Here is a 14757-nt window from a genome sequence, read left to right as displayed (position 1 = left end):
CTCCGGGAAAGGGGTGAAAAACGACCGAATTGGGCAGGCGAGCGCCCAGAAATTCCCTCGGATTCGCCGAACGGGGAACGGAATGTTCCGATATGTTAAATCTCGGATCGTATTGGAGCGGTGATGCGGCGTTTCACACTGGCAACCCTTGGCATGGTGACGCTGCTGGCGCTTGCGCTGGCGGCGGGCGGCCCGTTCCCGGCGCTGGCACTGGTCTACATCACGGTCTTCACCTTCGCGATGGACAGGCTGTCGGCACTGGTCGCCCCCGACCATCCGGGGCAGGAGTTTCCCGCCGGACACGGGCTGTCCGCGCTTTTGGCGATTGCGCATTTCCCCCTGCTCTACGGCGGCATCTGGGCCCTGACGCACTCTGCCGCAACAACGGTCGACAAGGCACTGATATACCTGTCACTCTCCCTGTTCATCGGCCAAGTCGGAAACGCCAATGCGCATGAGTTGATCCACCGCCCGTCACGCGGCCTGCGGCGCTTGGGTACGGCGGTCTACGCCTCCTTCCTCTTCGGGCACCACGCCTCGGCCCATGTGCGGGTCCACCATGTCCACGCCGCCACGCCGCGCGATCCGAACACTGCGCGGCCCGGAGAGAGTTTCTACGCCTTTGCGCCGCGCGCCTGGATCGGCGGCTTTCGCGAAGGTTTACGTGCCGAATCGCGGCTGCGACAAGGGCGCGGATGGCACCCCTATTTTGGTCATCTCGGTGGTGCGGTGGCCTCCCTGATCGTGGCCGCCCTTGTCGGCGGGGCCGGTGGCTGTCTGGCGCTGCTGGCGATCGCCGCCTACGCCCAGGCGCAACTTCTGCTCAGCGACTATGTCCAGCATTATGGCCTCTGGCGGCGCGAAGTCGCCCCCGGGAAATACGAACCGGTCGGGCCGCAGCACAGCTGGAACGCACCGCAGAGCTTTTCATCGGCGCTGATGCTGAACGCCCCCCGCCATTCCGATCATCACGCACATCCCGCCAGGCCCTACCCGGGCCTCGACCTCGACCGGGGCAGGATGCCGATCCTGCCGCATTCCCTGCCGGTCATGGCGGTGATCGCCCTTGTGCCCCCGCTCTGGCGGCGCGTGATGGACAGGCGCGCGCGGCAATGGCACGGGCCCGAGCCCGCCCATGGTTAACCATTCATTAATACCCGACTTCCGATAATTCCGCGTTTCTGGCAGGCTCGCGCACATGAAACAGATCTACGCCATTGCCCTGACCTGCCTGACCGCTCTGCCCGCGTTGGCGGCCGAGCCGATGTCGGCCACTGATTTCGAAAGCTATGTCACGGGAAAGACGCTGTATTTCGGCCTCAACGGAGAGGCCTACGGAGTCGAGAAATACCTGCCCGACCGCAAGGTGCAGTGGTCCTTCCTGGATGGCAAATGCAAGGATGGCTTCTGGTATGAACAAGCCGGGCAGATCTGCTTTGTCTACGAAGACAACCCAGATCCCCAGTGCTGGAGCTTCTTCCGGGAAGGTTCGGGCCTGAGAGCCGTGTTCGAGAACGACCCCTCCAGCACGGTTCTGTACGAAGCCCAGCAGAACGATGACCCGATGCTGTGCCACGGCCCGGACGTCGGCGTCTGAGCGCTAGAGCGACGCCATGCTCTGCCGGATGTCCTCGCAAAGCGCCCGCGTGTAGGCCGCCTGCCCACTGCCCTGGTATAGGTTGACCTTCATCATCCCAAGGTCCGGCAGGTTGTGGCAATCGACATAGGCCAGGTAGGGCGCCAGGTGCCCTTCCAGCCGCGCCGTAATGGCCAGGTCGGCACTGACGGTCGCGTCGATGGTGGTTTCGCTGTCCGAATCCACGGCCAGCTCCCACGGAATGTCCGCCACGTCCAGGCGCCGCATCGCCTCGTCCCGAAAGACGCAGGTACGCGCCATCGCGATCCGCAGCGGACGGTCGCGCCAGGCCTGCCCCTGCGGCGCCCCGACCCAGCGGACCGGCACGTCCAACAGGGTCTCTCCCCCGGCCTCGAGCCCGGTTTCAGTGGTCAGGATCACATCCATCTCGCCCCGGGCGAATTGCGACTTCAGCACGCGCGTGAACGAACTGACGAGCTGCACCTTCACCCGTGGATAGCTGCGCGCCATGCGCTGCAGCACCAGCGGAATCACCGGGTAGACGATGTCCGCCGGCACGCCGAGGCGAATTTCGCCCTCCCAGCTCTGGTCGGTCAGCCGGGTGTAGGCCTCGTCATTCAGCGACACGATCTTTTCCGCGTAGCCCAGCAACTGCCCCCCCGCAGGGGTCAGGGTCACCCCCCGTCCCGTCCGGTCAAGCAGCTGCAGGTCCAGCATTTCTTCCAACCGCTTGATCTGCATCGAAACGGCGGATTGCGTCAGGTTCAGGAACCCCGCGGCGCGGGTCACGCCCCCGGCCTGGGCCACCGCCACGAAGGATCGCAGCGTCGTCACGTCAAGATTTCGCATCCATCAGACCTTGTGATGAGAGAGGTCACATACATTCACTTCCAATATCAAACACGGATCGCCACATTCATCAACGACGAAGATACGAACCCGCACCTCAATCATTTCTCGTGAAGGATGCCACCATGATCCGCGCCCTGCCTGCCCTGTTTCCCCACGCTTTCTTCCGCCGCGAAGGTTCGGCGCTGCCCGCTGATCCGGCCCGGCACCGAGCCCGCCAGAATCGCTCGCTTGTCTCACTGTCCGACATGGGGAAAATCGCCCCGGAAGCGCCCCGATGGGACGCGCCCGGCCATTGGATCGAGTCCGAGAGCCAATGGTGACAAATCGGGGCATCTTATTGCCCCGAATCCGATCCGAAGTTCTTGAAAATCCCCCGCGTTCCTCCAATATCTAACGTGACGTGCGGGGGCCTTGGGCCCCCGGACCTATGTCAACATCGGAGGCTTACATGGCAGAATATGATACAGTCCGGGCAGCTGGCGTCTCCGGCGCACGCGCTGCCCAGATTGACGAAGGGCTGCGCGCCCACATGAACAAGGTCTACGGCACAATGTCCGTGGGTCTGCTGATCACCGCGCTGGCGGCTTGGGCGATCTCGGGGCTGTCGATGACATCCCAGCAGACGCCCTACCAGATCGGCGCTGATCGGTATCTGACCGACATCGGCTACATGCTGTATGTCTCGCCGCTCAAGTGGGTGATCATGTTCGCACCGCTGGCGTTCATCTTCTTCGGCTGGGGCGCCCTGATGCGTCGCGGATCGGCATCCGCGGTCCAGTTGGGCTTCTTTGCCTTCTCTGCGGTCATGGGCATCTCGCTGGGCACGGTCTTCATGATCTACACGCCCTATTCGATCGCTTCGACCTTCCTCGTGACCTCGATCGCCTTCGCCGGCCTGTCCCTGTGGGGCTACACCACGAAAAAGGACATCTCGGGTTGGGGCGCGTTCCTGATCATGGGCGTGATTGGCCTGATCGTGGCGATGATCGTCAACATCTTCCTGCAGTCGCCGGCAATGATGTACGCGATTTCCGCCATTGGCCTGCTGATCTTCGCGGGCTTGACCGCCTGGCACACGCAGGAAATCAAGAACACCTACGTCGCCCACGCCGCGCATGGTGACCAGGAATGGCTGAACAAGGCCGCGTTTGACGGCGCTCTCAGCCTCTACATCAGCTTCCTGAACATGTTCCAGTTCCTGCTGATGTTCATGGGCCAGCAAGAATAACGGATCCTCGCATTCGTGTTATACCAAGGGGGCCGGTCATCTGACCGGCCCTTTTTTCGTGTTGGGCCAAGGGGCCGTGGGGGGACAACATGCCGATCATCACCGAAGACTCCGTGCAGCGAAAAACGGGCGATGGCGCGCTCGGCAGTTTCGAGACGCTGCTGTTCAGCGAATCGGGCGGGTTGACGCAATTCGGGGCATTGGTCGAAATCCTCGCCCCGGGGGCAGCCTCCTCTTACGCGCACTGGCATGAGGCCGAGGACGAGATGATCTATGTGCTGGACGGCACGCTGACACTGGTCGAGGGCGAAAGCGAGCAGGAGATGAACGCAGGCACCGCCGCCACCTTTGCCGCCGGGGTCGAGACCGCACATCGCCTGGAAAACCGGGGCGATACGCCCGCGCGCATCCTGGTGATCGGCACCCGGGCCACCCGCGACCGCGTGCATTACCCCGGTCACGACCGGGTCCAGCTGATCGAACGCAGCCACGGCGAGGAACGCCGCTGGACCAGGGCCAATGGCGCTCCGGCGGACCCCTTGAAGGGGTGAGCCCTGGGCTGGCAGATCATGAGAATCGCCGGGCAGCGGTACGTTGATCACGTGCCACGGCTGGCACCCCATGTTTTCATGGAAAGAACGCGCGGTCAGCGCGCTCTGGCAATGCACCTCTGGCAGCTTGTCGTCCCGTGCCTCTTGCAGGAAATGGCCCCGCGCCCGTAGAGACCAGCAGCCAGCGCACAACTGGCGCCCGGCATCATCCTCGACAACGTGGAACCGGCCGGAGACGACACGCGCGGGCTGCGCCCGTCCGATCAGCGGACCGCCGTCGCCAGCGTAGAAAGCGGGTAATCCGCGCGCCAATGTCCTCTTGCCGGTCGGTGCGCGACCCGGTCTGGCCCGACATTGCACGACCACCCATCCTACAGGTGCCAACGACGAAAAGGCCGCGTGGGGCATCCCCCGCGCGACCCGAAAAAAGACCTTCGGCCAGAATGGCTTACTTGATCTTGCCTTCCTTGTACTCCACGTGCTTGCGCGCAACGGGGTCGTACTTCTTGATCGACATCTTCTCGGTCATGGTCCGAGCGTTCTTCTTGGTCACGTAGAAGTGGCCGGTGCCCGCGGTGGAGTTCAGGCGGATCTTGATGGTGGTCGGCTTCGCCATGTGTCGTCTCCTGCAACACCGGAAGATCGCCCGGTGTGAAATCTGTATGAAGCTCGCCTTTTACCGCGTATCGCCCGCGAGTCAACACGGGATCGGGCCAAAAACTCGTGCGCGGAAGGCCTGTAAGCCGGATTCTGTTCTTGGACGGGTTTCCCCGCCCTCAGACGACCATTCCTCTGGACCGCGCGTTGCCACGCGGCTCTAGCTGCCAACCCGGATCGCCGGGGCCGAAGCGGCCCTGCGCCCGAAGGCGCGCACGATCCCTATTCGGCATTGCTCCCGGTGGGGCTTGCCATGCGGGCGCTGTTGCCAGCCCCCCGGTGGGCTCTTACCCCACCGTTTCACCCTTACCGCCACAGTCTCCTTTGGTCTCACCAGAAGCGGACTTCCAGTGCGCACCTCCGGTGCGACGGCGGTTTCATTTCTGTGGCGCTTTCCGTCAGGTTGCCCTGCCCGGGCGTTACCCGGCACCGGTGCTTCGGTGAGTCCGGACTTTCCTCTCGCCAATGGCAAGCGGCCGTCCGGCCTTCCGCGCCCGCCCCACATAGGGACGCCGCCCGCCTCGGTCAATCCCGCAAACTCAGCGCAGGAGCAGCGGTTCGGCCAGCCAGTCCCGCAGCGCGCGCGTGACCTCTTCGGGCTGTTCCAGGGTCGGCATATGCGCGGCCTCTTCGATCACGCGCAACTCTGCCTTGGGGATCATCTCGGCCATGAAGCTATGGCGCTTGATCGGGCAGATCGGGTCCTTGGCCCCGCAGAGCACCAGCGACGGCACGTTGATCCGCCGCAGCGTGCCCTGCTGGTCGCGCCGCCGTTGCATCGCACGCGACTGGCGGACAAAGACCTCGACCCCAAGGCCCAGCGCCATGTCCATGACCAGCGCGCCCACCTCGGCGCTGTGGGGGCCATGCGCCAGGTATTGCGGCAGCAGGTCGTTCGAAATGACCTCGCGCAGCTTGCCGGACCGCGCCCGGATGATTTGCGGATCACGCATCGCCGCCATCTGGGGCGGTTCGGGCAGCGGGCTGGTATCCATCAGCGCCAGCCGCGTCACCCGATCAGGCGCGCGGCGGTAAAGTTCCATCGCCACCATGCCACCCATGCCGAGCCCGGCGAGGGTAAAGCGCATCGGCGCCACGTCCAGCACGGACGAGGCGATCTCCTCGACCCGTTCGCCCTGCGTGATCGGCACCGTCATCACCGCGTGATCGCGGGACAGATCCGTGATCTGCGGCCCAAAGAGCCGCGCGTCGCACATCATCCCGGGCAGAAAGACCACCGGCTCCGTCATGGTCCGGCGGCGCCTGAAATGTGCTGAAAGTCCTGCATTTGCTTCGTTTCACCCCTGCCCGTGCGGCGGCACCCTAGGCCTCGGCCGGGCGCCGTGCAAGCAGCAGCGAATGCCCGTTGCAGGTCGGGTCCTCGGGCACGAAATCCTCAACCGGGGCACCTGCCGCAGAGAGCAAGGCGGCATAGTCATCTTGCGACAGCGACGCATGGTAGACGCGCTCATCCCCGACGGTGCCCCAGGCCTCTCCGGCCCCCGGGCCAACCGTCAGCAAGAGCCGCCCGCCCGGCGCAAGGTGCGCCGCGATACGGGGCAAGGCGTCACGCTGTTCCGCCTCCGTCAGGTGAAAGAAGCTGCCCCAGCCGATGATCGCGTCGAAGGTCTGTCCAAGGTCCAGCGCCCGCATGTCCGCCAGCAAGGTCCGCGCCGCAGGCACATGACGCCCGAAAAGCGCCAGCATGGCCGGTGAGAAATCGACACCCGTGACGGCAAACCCCTGATCCGCAAGGTAGACCCCGATCGGGCGCCCCGCCCCACAGCCCAGGTCCAGCACAGCCCCACCCGCAGGAACATCCGCCAGCGCACGATCCAGCCAGGCACGTTCGAACAGCGACTTTCCGCGTGCCGCGTCGTAGCGGGCCGCCTGCCGTTCGTAGGTCTCGCGCAGGCTCACCCGGTCTGGGCCACGATCTGAGTCCAGACCGCGGCCTCATCGTACAATGTCCATTCCCGGCGCAAGCCGCCGGGGCCGAATTCCGCATGGCTGATCCCCATGACGTAGACGTCCGCCCCGGTGGGCGCGCCGAAAGCCCCCCAGCCCTCGTGCCGGCCCTTGAGCGACCAGCGCAGCGCCGCGCGTGGCGGCATCAGCGGCTCTTCCATCCCGATCCGGTGATGCACCTCGAACCGGGCCGAGGGCAGCGCCGCCCTGAGCCCCAGCCAGAAGCGATCCGCCGCCTCCGGCCCGTGTGCCTCGACGCCGCAGGGATAATACAGGTGGCACGCCCGGTCGTACTGGTCCGGGATGATCGACAGATCGCCCTCCATCACCCGGATCAGCACGTTGGCAAACCCCTCTCCCCATTGGTCGGCGTTGCCCTGGCCCGTATAGGGGCCGGTGACGTCGACGCGGGGCGTGAACGGCTGCGTGTCCGGGTCCAGATGCGGCAGCCGGGCCCGCGCCCAGTCCTCTGCCGTGCGGTCCAGCTGGCGCAGCAGCGCGCCGCTGTCGATCACCCGCCAGACATCGCTGATCTGGTCGCGCTTGGCGTAGCTGTCCACGATCTCGCGGTATTTCAGAGTGCGCCCCGTCGCGGGGCCAAGGGGACCGTCACCGCTATGGGTTGCCAATGTCAGAATGCGTTGCGACCCCAGCATCCCCACCCGGTCATGGCCAGACCAGATCACGTCCTCCCCTAATAGGCGCCGGTCCGGCAGGCTGACCAGCGTGGCCATCGCGTCATCGGCCACGGCGCGGGCGCCGAACTGCACGCCTTCGGCGCCGCGCAAGATCACGTCGGGATGGTAATAGGCCTGCGCCCTCGCGGTCAGGCCCCGCCCCTCCCAGATCTCGCGGGTGGCGGTCAGCAGGAAGTCCGCGAAATCGCGGTTTTGCGGATCGAGGCCATGCATCAGGCACGGCCCCCCGGACGAGACATCGGAACGGATTTCTGCGGCGCGGGCGCCATCGTATCTCTCTTTGGTTGTGTTTTCCGCACGCTAGCCCCGGTCCGCGGTCCTGTCCAGCACGGCTCAACCCGGATAGGCAATGCCGCGGAACGGCGGGAAATCCCGGTAGCGCGCTGCCCGATCCTCGGGCGGTTCGGCGGGCTGCGCCCCGGGTTTCAGCAGGCAGCCCTTTGGCGCGATGTAACTGTCGATCCGGCGCAGGGGCTCTGGCCGCCAGGCGATGTTGAAGGCGCAGAGCTTTGGAAAGAACCAGATCTCGGAAAAATCGAGGTGGTCATGCAGCCACCAGGCTAGGTCGCGCCAGTCGCGGCCCTGCGCATGGCGATCCGCAAACCAGGGGATCACGATCGAGGCGCCCGCCACGGGCCGCTCGGGCAGATCCCAGATATGGCATTCCAGCGGATAGTCATTGCGCGCGCAGTTCAGCCGGTGCGCGTTGCCAAAGGCGTTCAGCCGCGCCGAGCGATAGCCCGAGCGGACAAAGATCCGGCCAAAGGTCTCCTCCAGCGGGTCCAGCAAGGTCGTGGCAAAGGCCCGCCCGCGCTCCAGCGCCAGGTCGGGAATGTCCGGGATGTTGCTGATGCCGTGGACATTCCCGATTTCCGAACAGAGGAACTCGCGCATCCAGAAATGCCGCGACAGGCGTTCGCGCCCCAGGGTTTCCAGAGACCACATGGAGCGCGGACGCCTCATGAATTCGTCCGATCAGTCATCGCCGTAGCCTTTCCAGCGGAATTCCCCGTTCGGCCCCAGCGTCGAAAACGGATGATGGGCCGCCTCCCGGACATGGCCCTCGGGGTCGGCGAAATAGCCGATGTGCCCGCTCCAAAAGACGTCATGCGCCTGTTTCAGGATCGTGGCGCCGGTCCCCAAGCCCTCCGGCGCGCGCCATGTCCCGGCATCCAAGCATGATCAAGCTGCCTCTCCGGTCCATCGCTCTTTTCTTTTTCGGCGCCACATCACAGGCGGCGCACCCAGTCCAACATGGCCCCTGCCACCGGTTCAGACATGCGGGGCGACAGGACATCGCCCGCCACCAGGTGACGCGAGGGGTCGTCCTCTGGCCCAAGGTCCAGTTCGTGCAGATCGGCCCCCGCCCCCCAGCGCGCGGCGACCTGCCGACTGACCTGGTGATCGACGATCCGGTCGCCGGGGTCGAAGACAAAGAGTGCGGGCGCGGACAGGTCCTCCTGCCGCCGCCGGTGTACCTCGCGCACCGCCGCCCCCATGGGCAGGACCGCAAGACTGGGATAGCGAGAGGTCCAGTATTGCCCATGCGCCTCTCCGCGCGGGTCAAAGCCGATCTCGCGTCCTGCCAGCCAGGGCAGCCACCAGCGCGCACCCGGCCAGGTGATCAGCGCGGTTTTCGGGTCTGCCAGTTTGAAATTGGGGGACACGAGGATCGCCCCCGCGACCTCCGCGCCCATTTCCTCGTGCAGGGCCAAGGTTGCGAGCGTGGCGCCGGTGGAACAGCCCATCAGCAGCACGCGGCGTCCGATACGGTGCCCGATGGCCAGCGCCTCGGCCATGTCCTCCATCCAGCCCTCGACCGTGGCCTCTGCCATCGCGGGGCCGTCGCGTCCGTGGCCCTTGAGCCGGGTAAAGACCAGGTTGGCCCCCAGGCCCTGCGCAACCATGTCCGGCACCGGACGGAGTTCCTGCGAAGCGGCCGAAAACCCGTGCACATAGACCAACGCCCAGTCGGTCTGCGCCTCGGGTGCGCCCGCCCAGATCACCTGTTTTTGCGCCCCGGGGCGCAGGTTGGGAACCTTGGCCTCGCTCCGCACCAGCCAGTCGTCAACGCCGCCGTCCAGCAGCGCCGCGTCAAAACGGACATTCGTCACCACGGGTTCGCGCGGAGCGAACAGGCTGTAGGCGCCGCCCGCCGCGGCCAGCGCGCCAAGCCCCCAGAGCAGCGCATTCACCCCAGGACCTCACGGATGGCCCGTTCGATCTGGGTCAGGCAGACGGGCGTGGAAAAGCGGTGATCTGCGCCCTTGACCAGCGTCAATCGCACGTCCGGTCCCTCGATATGGTCCAGCAGGCGCAGCGCGGTTTCGCGGCTGACGGCCTCATCCAGCGTGCCCTGCAACAGCCGCACCGGCCAATCCATCGACAGCGGAGAGCGCAGCACCAGGTTGCGCCGCCCGTCCTCGATCAGCTTGCGGGTCACGACGTAGGGATCCTCGTAGGCCGAGGGCATCAGGATCTTGCCCTCTTGCATGACCTGGCGCCGCGCCTGTTCCGAGAATCCGGCCCAGAACCCGTCCTCGGTGAAATCCGGAGCGGCGGCGATGCCGACGAAACCCACGATCTGCGGCAGGCGTTTCGACAGGATCGAGGCGATCCAGCCGCCCATCGAAGAGCCGACCAGGACCACCGGACCCTCCACCGCATGGGTGATGACCGCCTCGGCATCCGCCGCCCAGTCGCCGATACAGCCCTCTTCGAAGACCCCGCCGGACTGCCCGTGTCCGGCATAGTCCAGCCGCAGGAAGGCCCGGCCCTCCGACTTGGCCCAGCCTTCGAGATGCACCGCCTTGGTGCCTTCCATGTCCGAGCGATAGCCGGACAGGAAGACCACGCATGGCCCCCGGCCCGAGGTCTTTGCATAGACCAGCTTGTCGCCCCGCGGACCTTCGACATGGGATACGACCGTCATTCAGCCCCCTTTCTCCTTGCCCCGGACCATAGCGCCGGTGCGTCGGGATCGAAAACGGCTTTCGGGTTTCCCCGCGGCACTGCCATCGCCCCTTATCCGTCGATGCTTTGCGCGAGGACGCGGCTGATGACCGTCAGGCTCTCGCCGCTCTGGGCCTTCCAGGTGTTGAAGGCATCCTGAACCGCCTGCATCGCCTTTTTCGATGTCGGCGCCTTGTCCACCACGCCTTCGGCCACCAGTCGCGCGACGACCGATGGCGACAGGACATAGCTTTCCTTGCCCAGGAACCGCAGCGTGTAGGCGCCGGTCGCCCCGCCCAGGCGGGCGCCGTTCTTTTTCATCCACTCCAAAAGCCCGGAAAAATCCTCTGCTGGCCAGTCGCCCACCTTGCGCCCGAATGACCCCGCCTCGGCGGCCACCTCCTGGATGAAAACGGCGTTCTGCTGGATCGCCTGCACCTTGGGCGGGCTGCGCACGATGCGCGGATCGGACAGCAATTCATCGAACCGGTCCTCCGACATCATCGCGGCGTGGCCGACGTCGAAACCGTGGAACGCCTCTTCGATGCCCGGCCACTTGTTTTCCACGACCTGCCAGCTGATGCCGGCCTGAAAGATTCCGCGCGCCATCTGCGCCAGCCAGCGATCGTCCGGAATGGCCGCCAGCGCATCCGCATCCAGAACCGGCGGCATGTCGGCCAGAACCGCCGCGCGCCCGCCCTTGCGATCCGCCGCGAGATCGAGAATCTCTTCGTATGTCCGCATGACGCCCCTCCCCCTTGCAGGCGCCAGACTGCGCCGCGCGGGACGCACAGGCAAGCGCCTATCGCTCGACCTCGCCCAGGCCCAACGACAGCGCGGCCCCCAGCAGGCTGAGCACCGCGAACCCGGCCAGCGCCACCTGCGGCCCAAGCGCGGCCAGCGCCCCGCCGAGGGCACCCACCGCAAGCAGCAGCAGGCCGATGGAGGTATTGGCCAGCGCGGCATAGGTCGAGCGTTTGTCCCCTGGCGCAAAGTCGACCAGGTAGACGGACCGCCCTTGTCGCACCCCGTGGTAGGCCAGCATCAGTCCGAACAGCACCGTGGGAATGACCCAGGGCGCGCCCGCCCAGCCTGCCAGGTCCGCCAACACCGCAAGCGCCATGAACAACGCCGCCAGCACGCCCGAGGCCGCCAGCACCAGACGGGACGACCGGTCCGCCAGACGCCCCCAGACATAGGACGACAAGAAAGAGGCCGCCGACGAGGCAAGGACCAACGCCCCCAACGCCTGCAGGGCACTTTGCCCGCCGCCCAGAAGGACGAAATAGGGCGGCGCCAGCGCGGTCACGGTCAGCGCGCCACGGGCGGCCACGAACCTGCGCAGTCGCGCGTCCTCGCGCAGGGGCGACAGGTCGAGGCCCGCGCCTTTTTCAGGTTCCGAGGCCCCTTCCTCCAGCGTCGAGAACAGGATCGCGCCCTGCAGCCAGAGCATCGAGGCCAGCCCGATCGCCACCATCACCGGCCAGAGCGCCTGCCCCGGCCCCACCATCAGGATCAGCGCGAAGCCAAGCACCGCCAGCGCCGAGACCGACCCGGCGATGCCCGTCACCGCGCCGCGCCGGGTCTTGGCGACCGTCTTGCCCAATATGTCCTTGAAGCTGACGGAACAGAGCGACCGGCTGACGGCGAGACCAGCCAGCGCAAGGGCAATCGCAACACCGGCGGCCCACCCCGACAAGGTCAGGGCCGCCAGTACGATCAGTGCGGCACAGATCCCCTGCCCCGCCGATCCGGCGACCCAGGCCCATTTGCGGTACCGCATCGCCTGCACCCGCCCCGCCAGCACGATCTGCGGCAAGAGCGCGCCCGCCTCGCGGATCGGCACGAACAGCCCGACGATACCGGCGGGCACACCCAAGGCTCCGCCCAGCCAGCTGAGCACCAGCTTTGGGTCGATCAGCCCGTCGGCGATCTTGGTCATTGTCAGGCTGGTGGCATGGCGCAGCCCGTTGCGGGCCTCGTGCGCCTTGACCTCCTCTGCGCCGGTCAATCCTTCGTAGACTTCTGTCGTGCTTTCGCTCATCCCGCCCTCTTCCCGCTTGACTTCACCGACCCCGGGGGCCATTGCGCTTGGCACAACGCATACCCGCAACCGGGCGTTCCGTGGGCGCCAAACCGACGAGGAGACTAGGCCGATGAGCCAGATTTCCCTGACATTTCCAGATGGCTCGAAACGCGACTTCGACAAGGGCGTGACCCCTGCCGAAGTGGCCGCGAGCATTTCCAAATCGCTTGGCAAGAAAGCGATCTCCGCCACCGTGGGCGACGCCCACTGGGACCTGCAATGGCCCATCGAGGAAGACGCCCGCATCGCCATCAACACGATGGCCGATGACGCGCCCGCGCTGGAACTGATCCGGCACGACCTCGCGCATATCATGGCCCGCGCCGTGCAAGAGATCTGGCCCGACGTGAAGGTCACCATCGGCCCGGTGATCGAGAACGGCTGGTACTATGACTTCGACCGGGAAGAGCCCTTCACGCCCGAAGACCTCGGCGCGATCGAGAAAAAGATGAAAGAGATCATCAACCGCCGCGACCCCGTGACCACCGAGGTCTGGGAGCGCGAGCGTGCGGTGAAGTACTACGAGGCCAACAACGAGCCCTACAAGGTCGAGCTGATCGAGGCCATCCCCGGCAATGATCCGATCCGCATGTACTGGCACGGCCACTGGCAGGATCTCTGCCGCGGCCCGCACCTGCAGCACACCGGCCAGGTTCCGGGCGATGCCTTCAAGTTGATGAGTGTCGCGGGGGCCTACTGGCGCGGCGACAGCGATCGCGCCATGCTGCAGCGCATCTACGGCGTCGCCTTCAAGAACCGCGATGACCTGAAAAAACACCTGCACATGCTGGAAGAGGCCGCCAAGCGCGACCACCGCAAGCTGGGCCGTGAAATGGACCTGTTCCACATGCAGGAAGAGGCGCCGGGCCAGATCTTCTGGCACCCGAACGGCTGGAAGATCTACACCACGTTGCAGGACTACATGCGCCGCCAGCAGACGCGCGGCGGCTATGTCGAGGTGAACACCCCGCAGGTCGTTGACCGCAAGCTGTGGGAACGCTCGGGGCACTGGGAAAAGTACCAGGAAAACATGTTCATCGTCGAAGTGGACGAGGAACATGCCCGTGAAAAGGCGATCAACGCGCTGAAGCCGATGAACTGCCCCTGCCATGTGGAGATCTTCAAGCAGGGGCTGAAATCCTACCGCGACCTACCGCTGCGGATGGCGGAATTCGGCTCTTGTGCACGCTACGAACCCTCGGGTGCACTGCACGGGATCATGCGGGTGCGCGGCTTTACGCAGGATGACGCGCATATCTTTGCCACCGAGGACCAGATCGCCGAAGAGACCGAGCGTTTCATCGGGTTCCTGGCCGGGATCTACCGAGACCTCGGCTTCCCCTCGTACAAGATCAAGTTCTCGGACCGGCCCGAAACCCGCGCCGGATCGGACGAGATCTGGGACAAGGCCGAAGAAGCGCTGCTGACCGCGACGCGCAAGGTGACGAACGACATCGAGCTGAACCCGGGCGAAGGCGCCTTTTACGGGCCCAAGCTGGAATTCGTGCTGACCGACGCGATCGGCCGTGACTGGCAGTGCGGCACTTTCCAGGTGGACTTTGTCCTGCCCGAACGTCTGGACGCGCATTACATCGGCGCCGATGGCAACAAGCATCGCCCCGTGATGCTACACCGGGCGACGCTGGGTTCTTTCGAGCGCTTCATCGGCATCCTGATCGAGGAACACGCCGGCAAGCTGCCCTTCTGGCTGGCGCCGCGCCAGGTTGTCGTGGCCTCGATCACATCCGAGGCGGATGAATACGTCGCCCATGTGGTCGAGACGCTGACCAAGGCCGGTGTTCGGGCCGAGGCCGACGTGCGCAACGAAAAGATCAACTACAAGGTCCGCGAGCATTCGGTCGGCAAGGTCCCGGTCATCCTGGCCGTGGGTCACCGCGAAGTCGAGGAACGCACCGTCACCGTGCGCCGTCTGGGCGAAAAGCAGACGCAGGTCGCCTCTCTGGACGAGATCACGGCAGAATTGGGCCGCGACGCAACCCCGCCGGACCTGCGCGACTGATAGCTGCCACGACGAGACACCAAAGGCAGTCGCCAGCCCCTGGCGGCTGCCTTTCCTTCTTCCGGGGACGTGTTCTGACGCGTGCATCTTGGCAGGCAGGCGCGCCGCCGTCCTGCGACGCGCCTGCCCCGGTTTTCCGGTCCCTGAA

At 65.6% G+C, this 14757-nt stretch carries 17 protein-coding genes and 1 other RNA gene; 6 read left to right on the top strand and 12 right to left on the bottom strand.

Going from position 1 to position 14757, the window contains the following annotated elements:
- The first annotated feature begins 123 nt into the window (after window positions 1-123).
- Both RBB42_RS18720 and RBB42_RS18715 read left to right on the top strand, forming a co-directional pair.
- Window positions 124-1143: an alkane 1-monooxygenase gene (locus RBB42_RS18720; RefSeq protein ID WP_305971189.1), complete on the top strand. Its 1020-nt coding sequence runs from the start codon at window positions 124-126 to the stop codon at window positions 1141-1143.
- A gap of 55 nt (window positions 1144-1198) precedes the next feature.
- Window positions 1199-1597, top strand: coding sequence for a hypothetical protein (locus RBB42_RS18715; RefSeq protein WP_043144144.1), 399 nt, complete (start codon window positions 1199-1201; stop codon window positions 1595-1597).
- A gap of 3 nt (window positions 1598-1600) precedes the next feature.
- On the opposite strand, the gene RBB42_RS18710 is transcribed toward RBB42_RS18715, so the two are convergent.
- Window positions 1601-2446 (bottom strand): LysR family transcriptional regulator, encoded by an 846-nt coding sequence (locus tag RBB42_RS18710; RefSeq protein ID WP_305971188.1) that lies wholly within the window; start codon window positions 2444-2446, stop codon window positions 1601-1603.
- A 125-nt stretch (window positions 2447-2571) separates the two neighbouring features.
- On the opposite strand from RBB42_RS18710, the gene RBB42_RS18705 reads away from it, so the two are divergent.
- The 3 genes from RBB42_RS18705 to RBB42_RS18695 all read left to right on the top strand — a co-directional run bounded on the left by RBB42_RS18705 (window position 2572) and on the right by RBB42_RS18695 (window position 4228).
- On the top strand, window positions 2572-2769 hold the full coding sequence (locus RBB42_RS18705) for a hypothetical protein (protein WP_306043749.1): 198 nt from the start codon (window positions 2572-2574) through the stop codon (window positions 2767-2769).
- A 128-nt stretch (window positions 2770-2897) separates the two neighbouring features.
- Window positions 2898-3677, top strand: a complete 780-nt coding sequence (locus tag RBB42_RS18700) for a Bax inhibitor-1/YccA family protein (RefSeq protein WP_305971186.1) — start codon at window positions 2898-2900, stop codon at window positions 3675-3677.
- 89 nt (window positions 3678-3766) lie between these two features.
- Window positions 3767-4228, top strand: a complete 462-nt coding sequence (locus tag RBB42_RS18695; protein ID WP_305971185.1) for a cupin domain-containing protein — start codon at window positions 3767-3769, stop codon at window positions 4226-4228.
- Between the two features lie 448 nt (window positions 4229-4676).
- Here RBB42_RS18695 and rpmG read toward each other — a convergent pair whose 3' ends face one another.
- The 11 genes from rpmG to RBB42_RS18640 all read right to left on the bottom strand — a co-directional run bounded on the left by rpmG (window position 4677) and on the right by RBB42_RS18640 (window position 12547).
- Window positions 4677-4844 (bottom strand): 50S ribosomal protein L33, encoded by a 168-nt coding sequence (gene rpmG, locus RBB42_RS18690; RefSeq protein WP_305971184.1) that lies wholly within the window; start codon window positions 4842-4844, stop codon window positions 4677-4679.
- 107 nt (window positions 4845-4951) lie between these two features.
- An RNA gene (rnpB, locus tag RBB42_RS18685) (RNase P RNA component class A) lies at window positions 4952-5377 on the bottom strand.
- A 47-nt stretch (window positions 5378-5424) separates the two neighbouring features.
- Complete coding sequence (locus RBB42_RS18680) at window positions 5425-6135, bottom strand: alpha/beta fold hydrolase (protein ID WP_305971183.1); 711 nt, start codon at window positions 6133-6135, stop codon at window positions 5425-5427.
- A gap of 73 nt (window positions 6136-6208) precedes the next feature.
- Window positions 6209-6805: a class I SAM-dependent DNA methyltransferase gene (locus tag RBB42_RS18675; protein WP_305971182.1), complete on the bottom strand. Its 597-nt coding sequence runs from the start codon at window positions 6803-6805 to the stop codon at window positions 6209-6211.
- A complete protein-coding gene (locus tag RBB42_RS18670; protein ID WP_305971181.1) occupies window positions 6802-7764 on the bottom strand; it encodes a nuclear transport factor 2 family protein in 963 nt (320 codons plus the stop codon). Before RBB42_RS18670 ends, RBB42_RS18675 begins: the two co-directional genes overlap by 4 nt.
- A 120-nt stretch (window positions 7765-7884) precedes the next feature.
- The gene (locus tag RBB42_RS18665) at window positions 7885-8496 is read right to left on the bottom strand and encodes a hypothetical protein (RefSeq protein ID WP_305971218.1); all 612 of its coding nucleotides are present in this window, start codon (window positions 8494-8496) and stop codon (window positions 7885-7887) included.
- Between the two features lie 30 nt (window positions 8497-8526).
- The gene (locus tag RBB42_RS18660; RefSeq protein ID WP_371931803.1) at window positions 8527-8727 is read right to left on the bottom strand and encodes a VOC family protein; all 201 of its coding nucleotides are present in this window, start codon (window positions 8725-8727) and stop codon (window positions 8527-8529) included.
- Between the two features lie 53 nt (window positions 8728-8780).
- Entirely contained in the window at window positions 8781-9746 is a 966-nt protein-coding gene (locus RBB42_RS18655; RefSeq protein WP_305971180.1) for an alpha/beta hydrolase, read from the bottom strand.
- Window positions 9743-10483, bottom strand: coding sequence for an alpha/beta hydrolase (locus tag RBB42_RS18650; RefSeq protein WP_305971179.1), 741 nt, complete (start codon window positions 10481-10483; stop codon window positions 9743-9745). Before RBB42_RS18650 ends, RBB42_RS18655 begins: the two co-directional genes overlap by 4 nt.
- Before the next feature lie 92 nt (window positions 10484-10575).
- A complete protein-coding gene (locus tag RBB42_RS18645; protein ID WP_305971178.1) occupies window positions 10576-11247 on the bottom strand; it encodes a DNA-3-methyladenine glycosylase I in 672 nt (223 codons plus the stop codon).
- Between the two features lie 58 nt (window positions 11248-11305).
- The gene (locus tag RBB42_RS18640; RefSeq protein ID WP_305971177.1) at window positions 11306-12547 is read right to left on the bottom strand and encodes an MFS transporter; all 1242 of its coding nucleotides are present in this window, start codon (window positions 12545-12547) and stop codon (window positions 11306-11308) included.
- Between the two features lie 112 nt (window positions 12548-12659).
- Here RBB42_RS18640 and thrS point away from each other — a divergent pair, with 112 nt between their 5' ends.
- Window positions 12660-14609 carry a threonine--tRNA ligase gene (gene thrS, locus RBB42_RS18635; protein ID WP_305971176.1) on the top strand — a complete coding sequence of 650 codons (1950 nt, stop codon included), beginning with the start codon at window positions 12660-12662 and terminating at the stop codon, window positions 14607-14609.
- Window positions 14610-14757 lie beyond the last annotated feature (148 nt).

Source organism: Mameliella sp. MMSF_3455 (assembly GCF_030733205.1).
Lineage (GTDB): Bacteria > Pseudomonadota > Alphaproteobacteria > Rhodobacterales > Rhodobacteraceae > Antarctobacter.
This window is presented reverse-complemented; position numbering and strand designations above follow the sequence as displayed.

What these genes read in the sequence shown, in the direction of transcription:
- RBB42_RS18715 (WP_043144144.1), top strand. Translation starts at nt 1,199, where the DNA reads ATGAAACAGATCTACGCCATTGCCCTGACCTGCCTGACCGCTCTGCCC.
- RBB42_RS18640 (WP_305971177.1), bottom strand. Translation starts at nt 12,547, where the DNA reads ATGAGCGAAAGCACGACAGAAGTCTACGAAGGATTGACCGGCGCAGAG.
- RBB42_RS18705 (WP_306043749.1), top strand. Translation starts at nt 2,572, where the DNA reads ATGATCCGCGCCCTGCCTGCCCTGTTTCCCCACGCTTTCTTCCGCCGC.
- RBB42_RS18700 (WP_305971186.1), top strand. Translation starts at nt 2,898, where the DNA reads ATGGCAGAATATGATACAGTCCGGGCAGCTGGCGTCTCCGGCGCACGC.
- RBB42_RS18670 (WP_305971181.1), bottom strand. Translation starts at nt 7,764, where the DNA reads ATGCATGGCCTCGATCCGCAAAACCGCGATTTCGCGGACTTCCTGCTG.
- RBB42_RS18680 (WP_305971183.1), bottom strand. Translation starts at nt 6,135, where the DNA reads ATGACGGAGCCGGTGGTCTTTCTGCCCGGGATGATGTGCGACGCGCGG.
- thrS (WP_305971176.1), top strand. Translation starts at nt 12,660, where the DNA reads ATGAGCCAGATTTCCCTGACATTTCCAGATGGCTCGAAACGCGACTTC.
- RBB42_RS18645 (WP_305971178.1), bottom strand. Translation starts at nt 11,247, where the DNA reads ATGCGGACATACGAAGAGATTCTCGATCTCGCGGCGGATCGCAAGGGC.
- RBB42_RS18710 (WP_305971188.1), bottom strand. Translation starts at nt 2,446, where the DNA reads ATGCGAAATCTTGACGTGACGACGCTGCGATCCTTCGTGGCGGTGGCC.
- rpmG (WP_305971184.1), bottom strand. Translation starts at nt 4,844, where the DNA reads ATGGCGAAGCCGACCACCATCAAGATCCGCCTGAACTCCACCGCGGGC.
- RBB42_RS18695 (WP_305971185.1), top strand. Translation starts at nt 3,767, where the DNA reads ATGCCGATCATCACCGAAGACTCCGTGCAGCGAAAAACGGGCGATGGC.
- RBB42_RS18650 (WP_305971179.1), bottom strand. Translation starts at nt 10,483, where the DNA reads ATGACGGTCGTATCCCATGTCGAAGGTCCGCGGGGCGACAAGCTGGTC.
- RBB42_RS18665 (WP_305971218.1), bottom strand. Translation starts at nt 8,496, where the DNA reads ATGTGGTCTCTGGAAACCCTGGGGCGCGAACGCCTGTCGCGGCATTTC.
- RBB42_RS18720 (WP_305971189.1), top strand. Translation starts at nt 124, where the DNA reads ATGCGGCGTTTCACACTGGCAACCCTTGGCATGGTGACGCTGCTGGCG.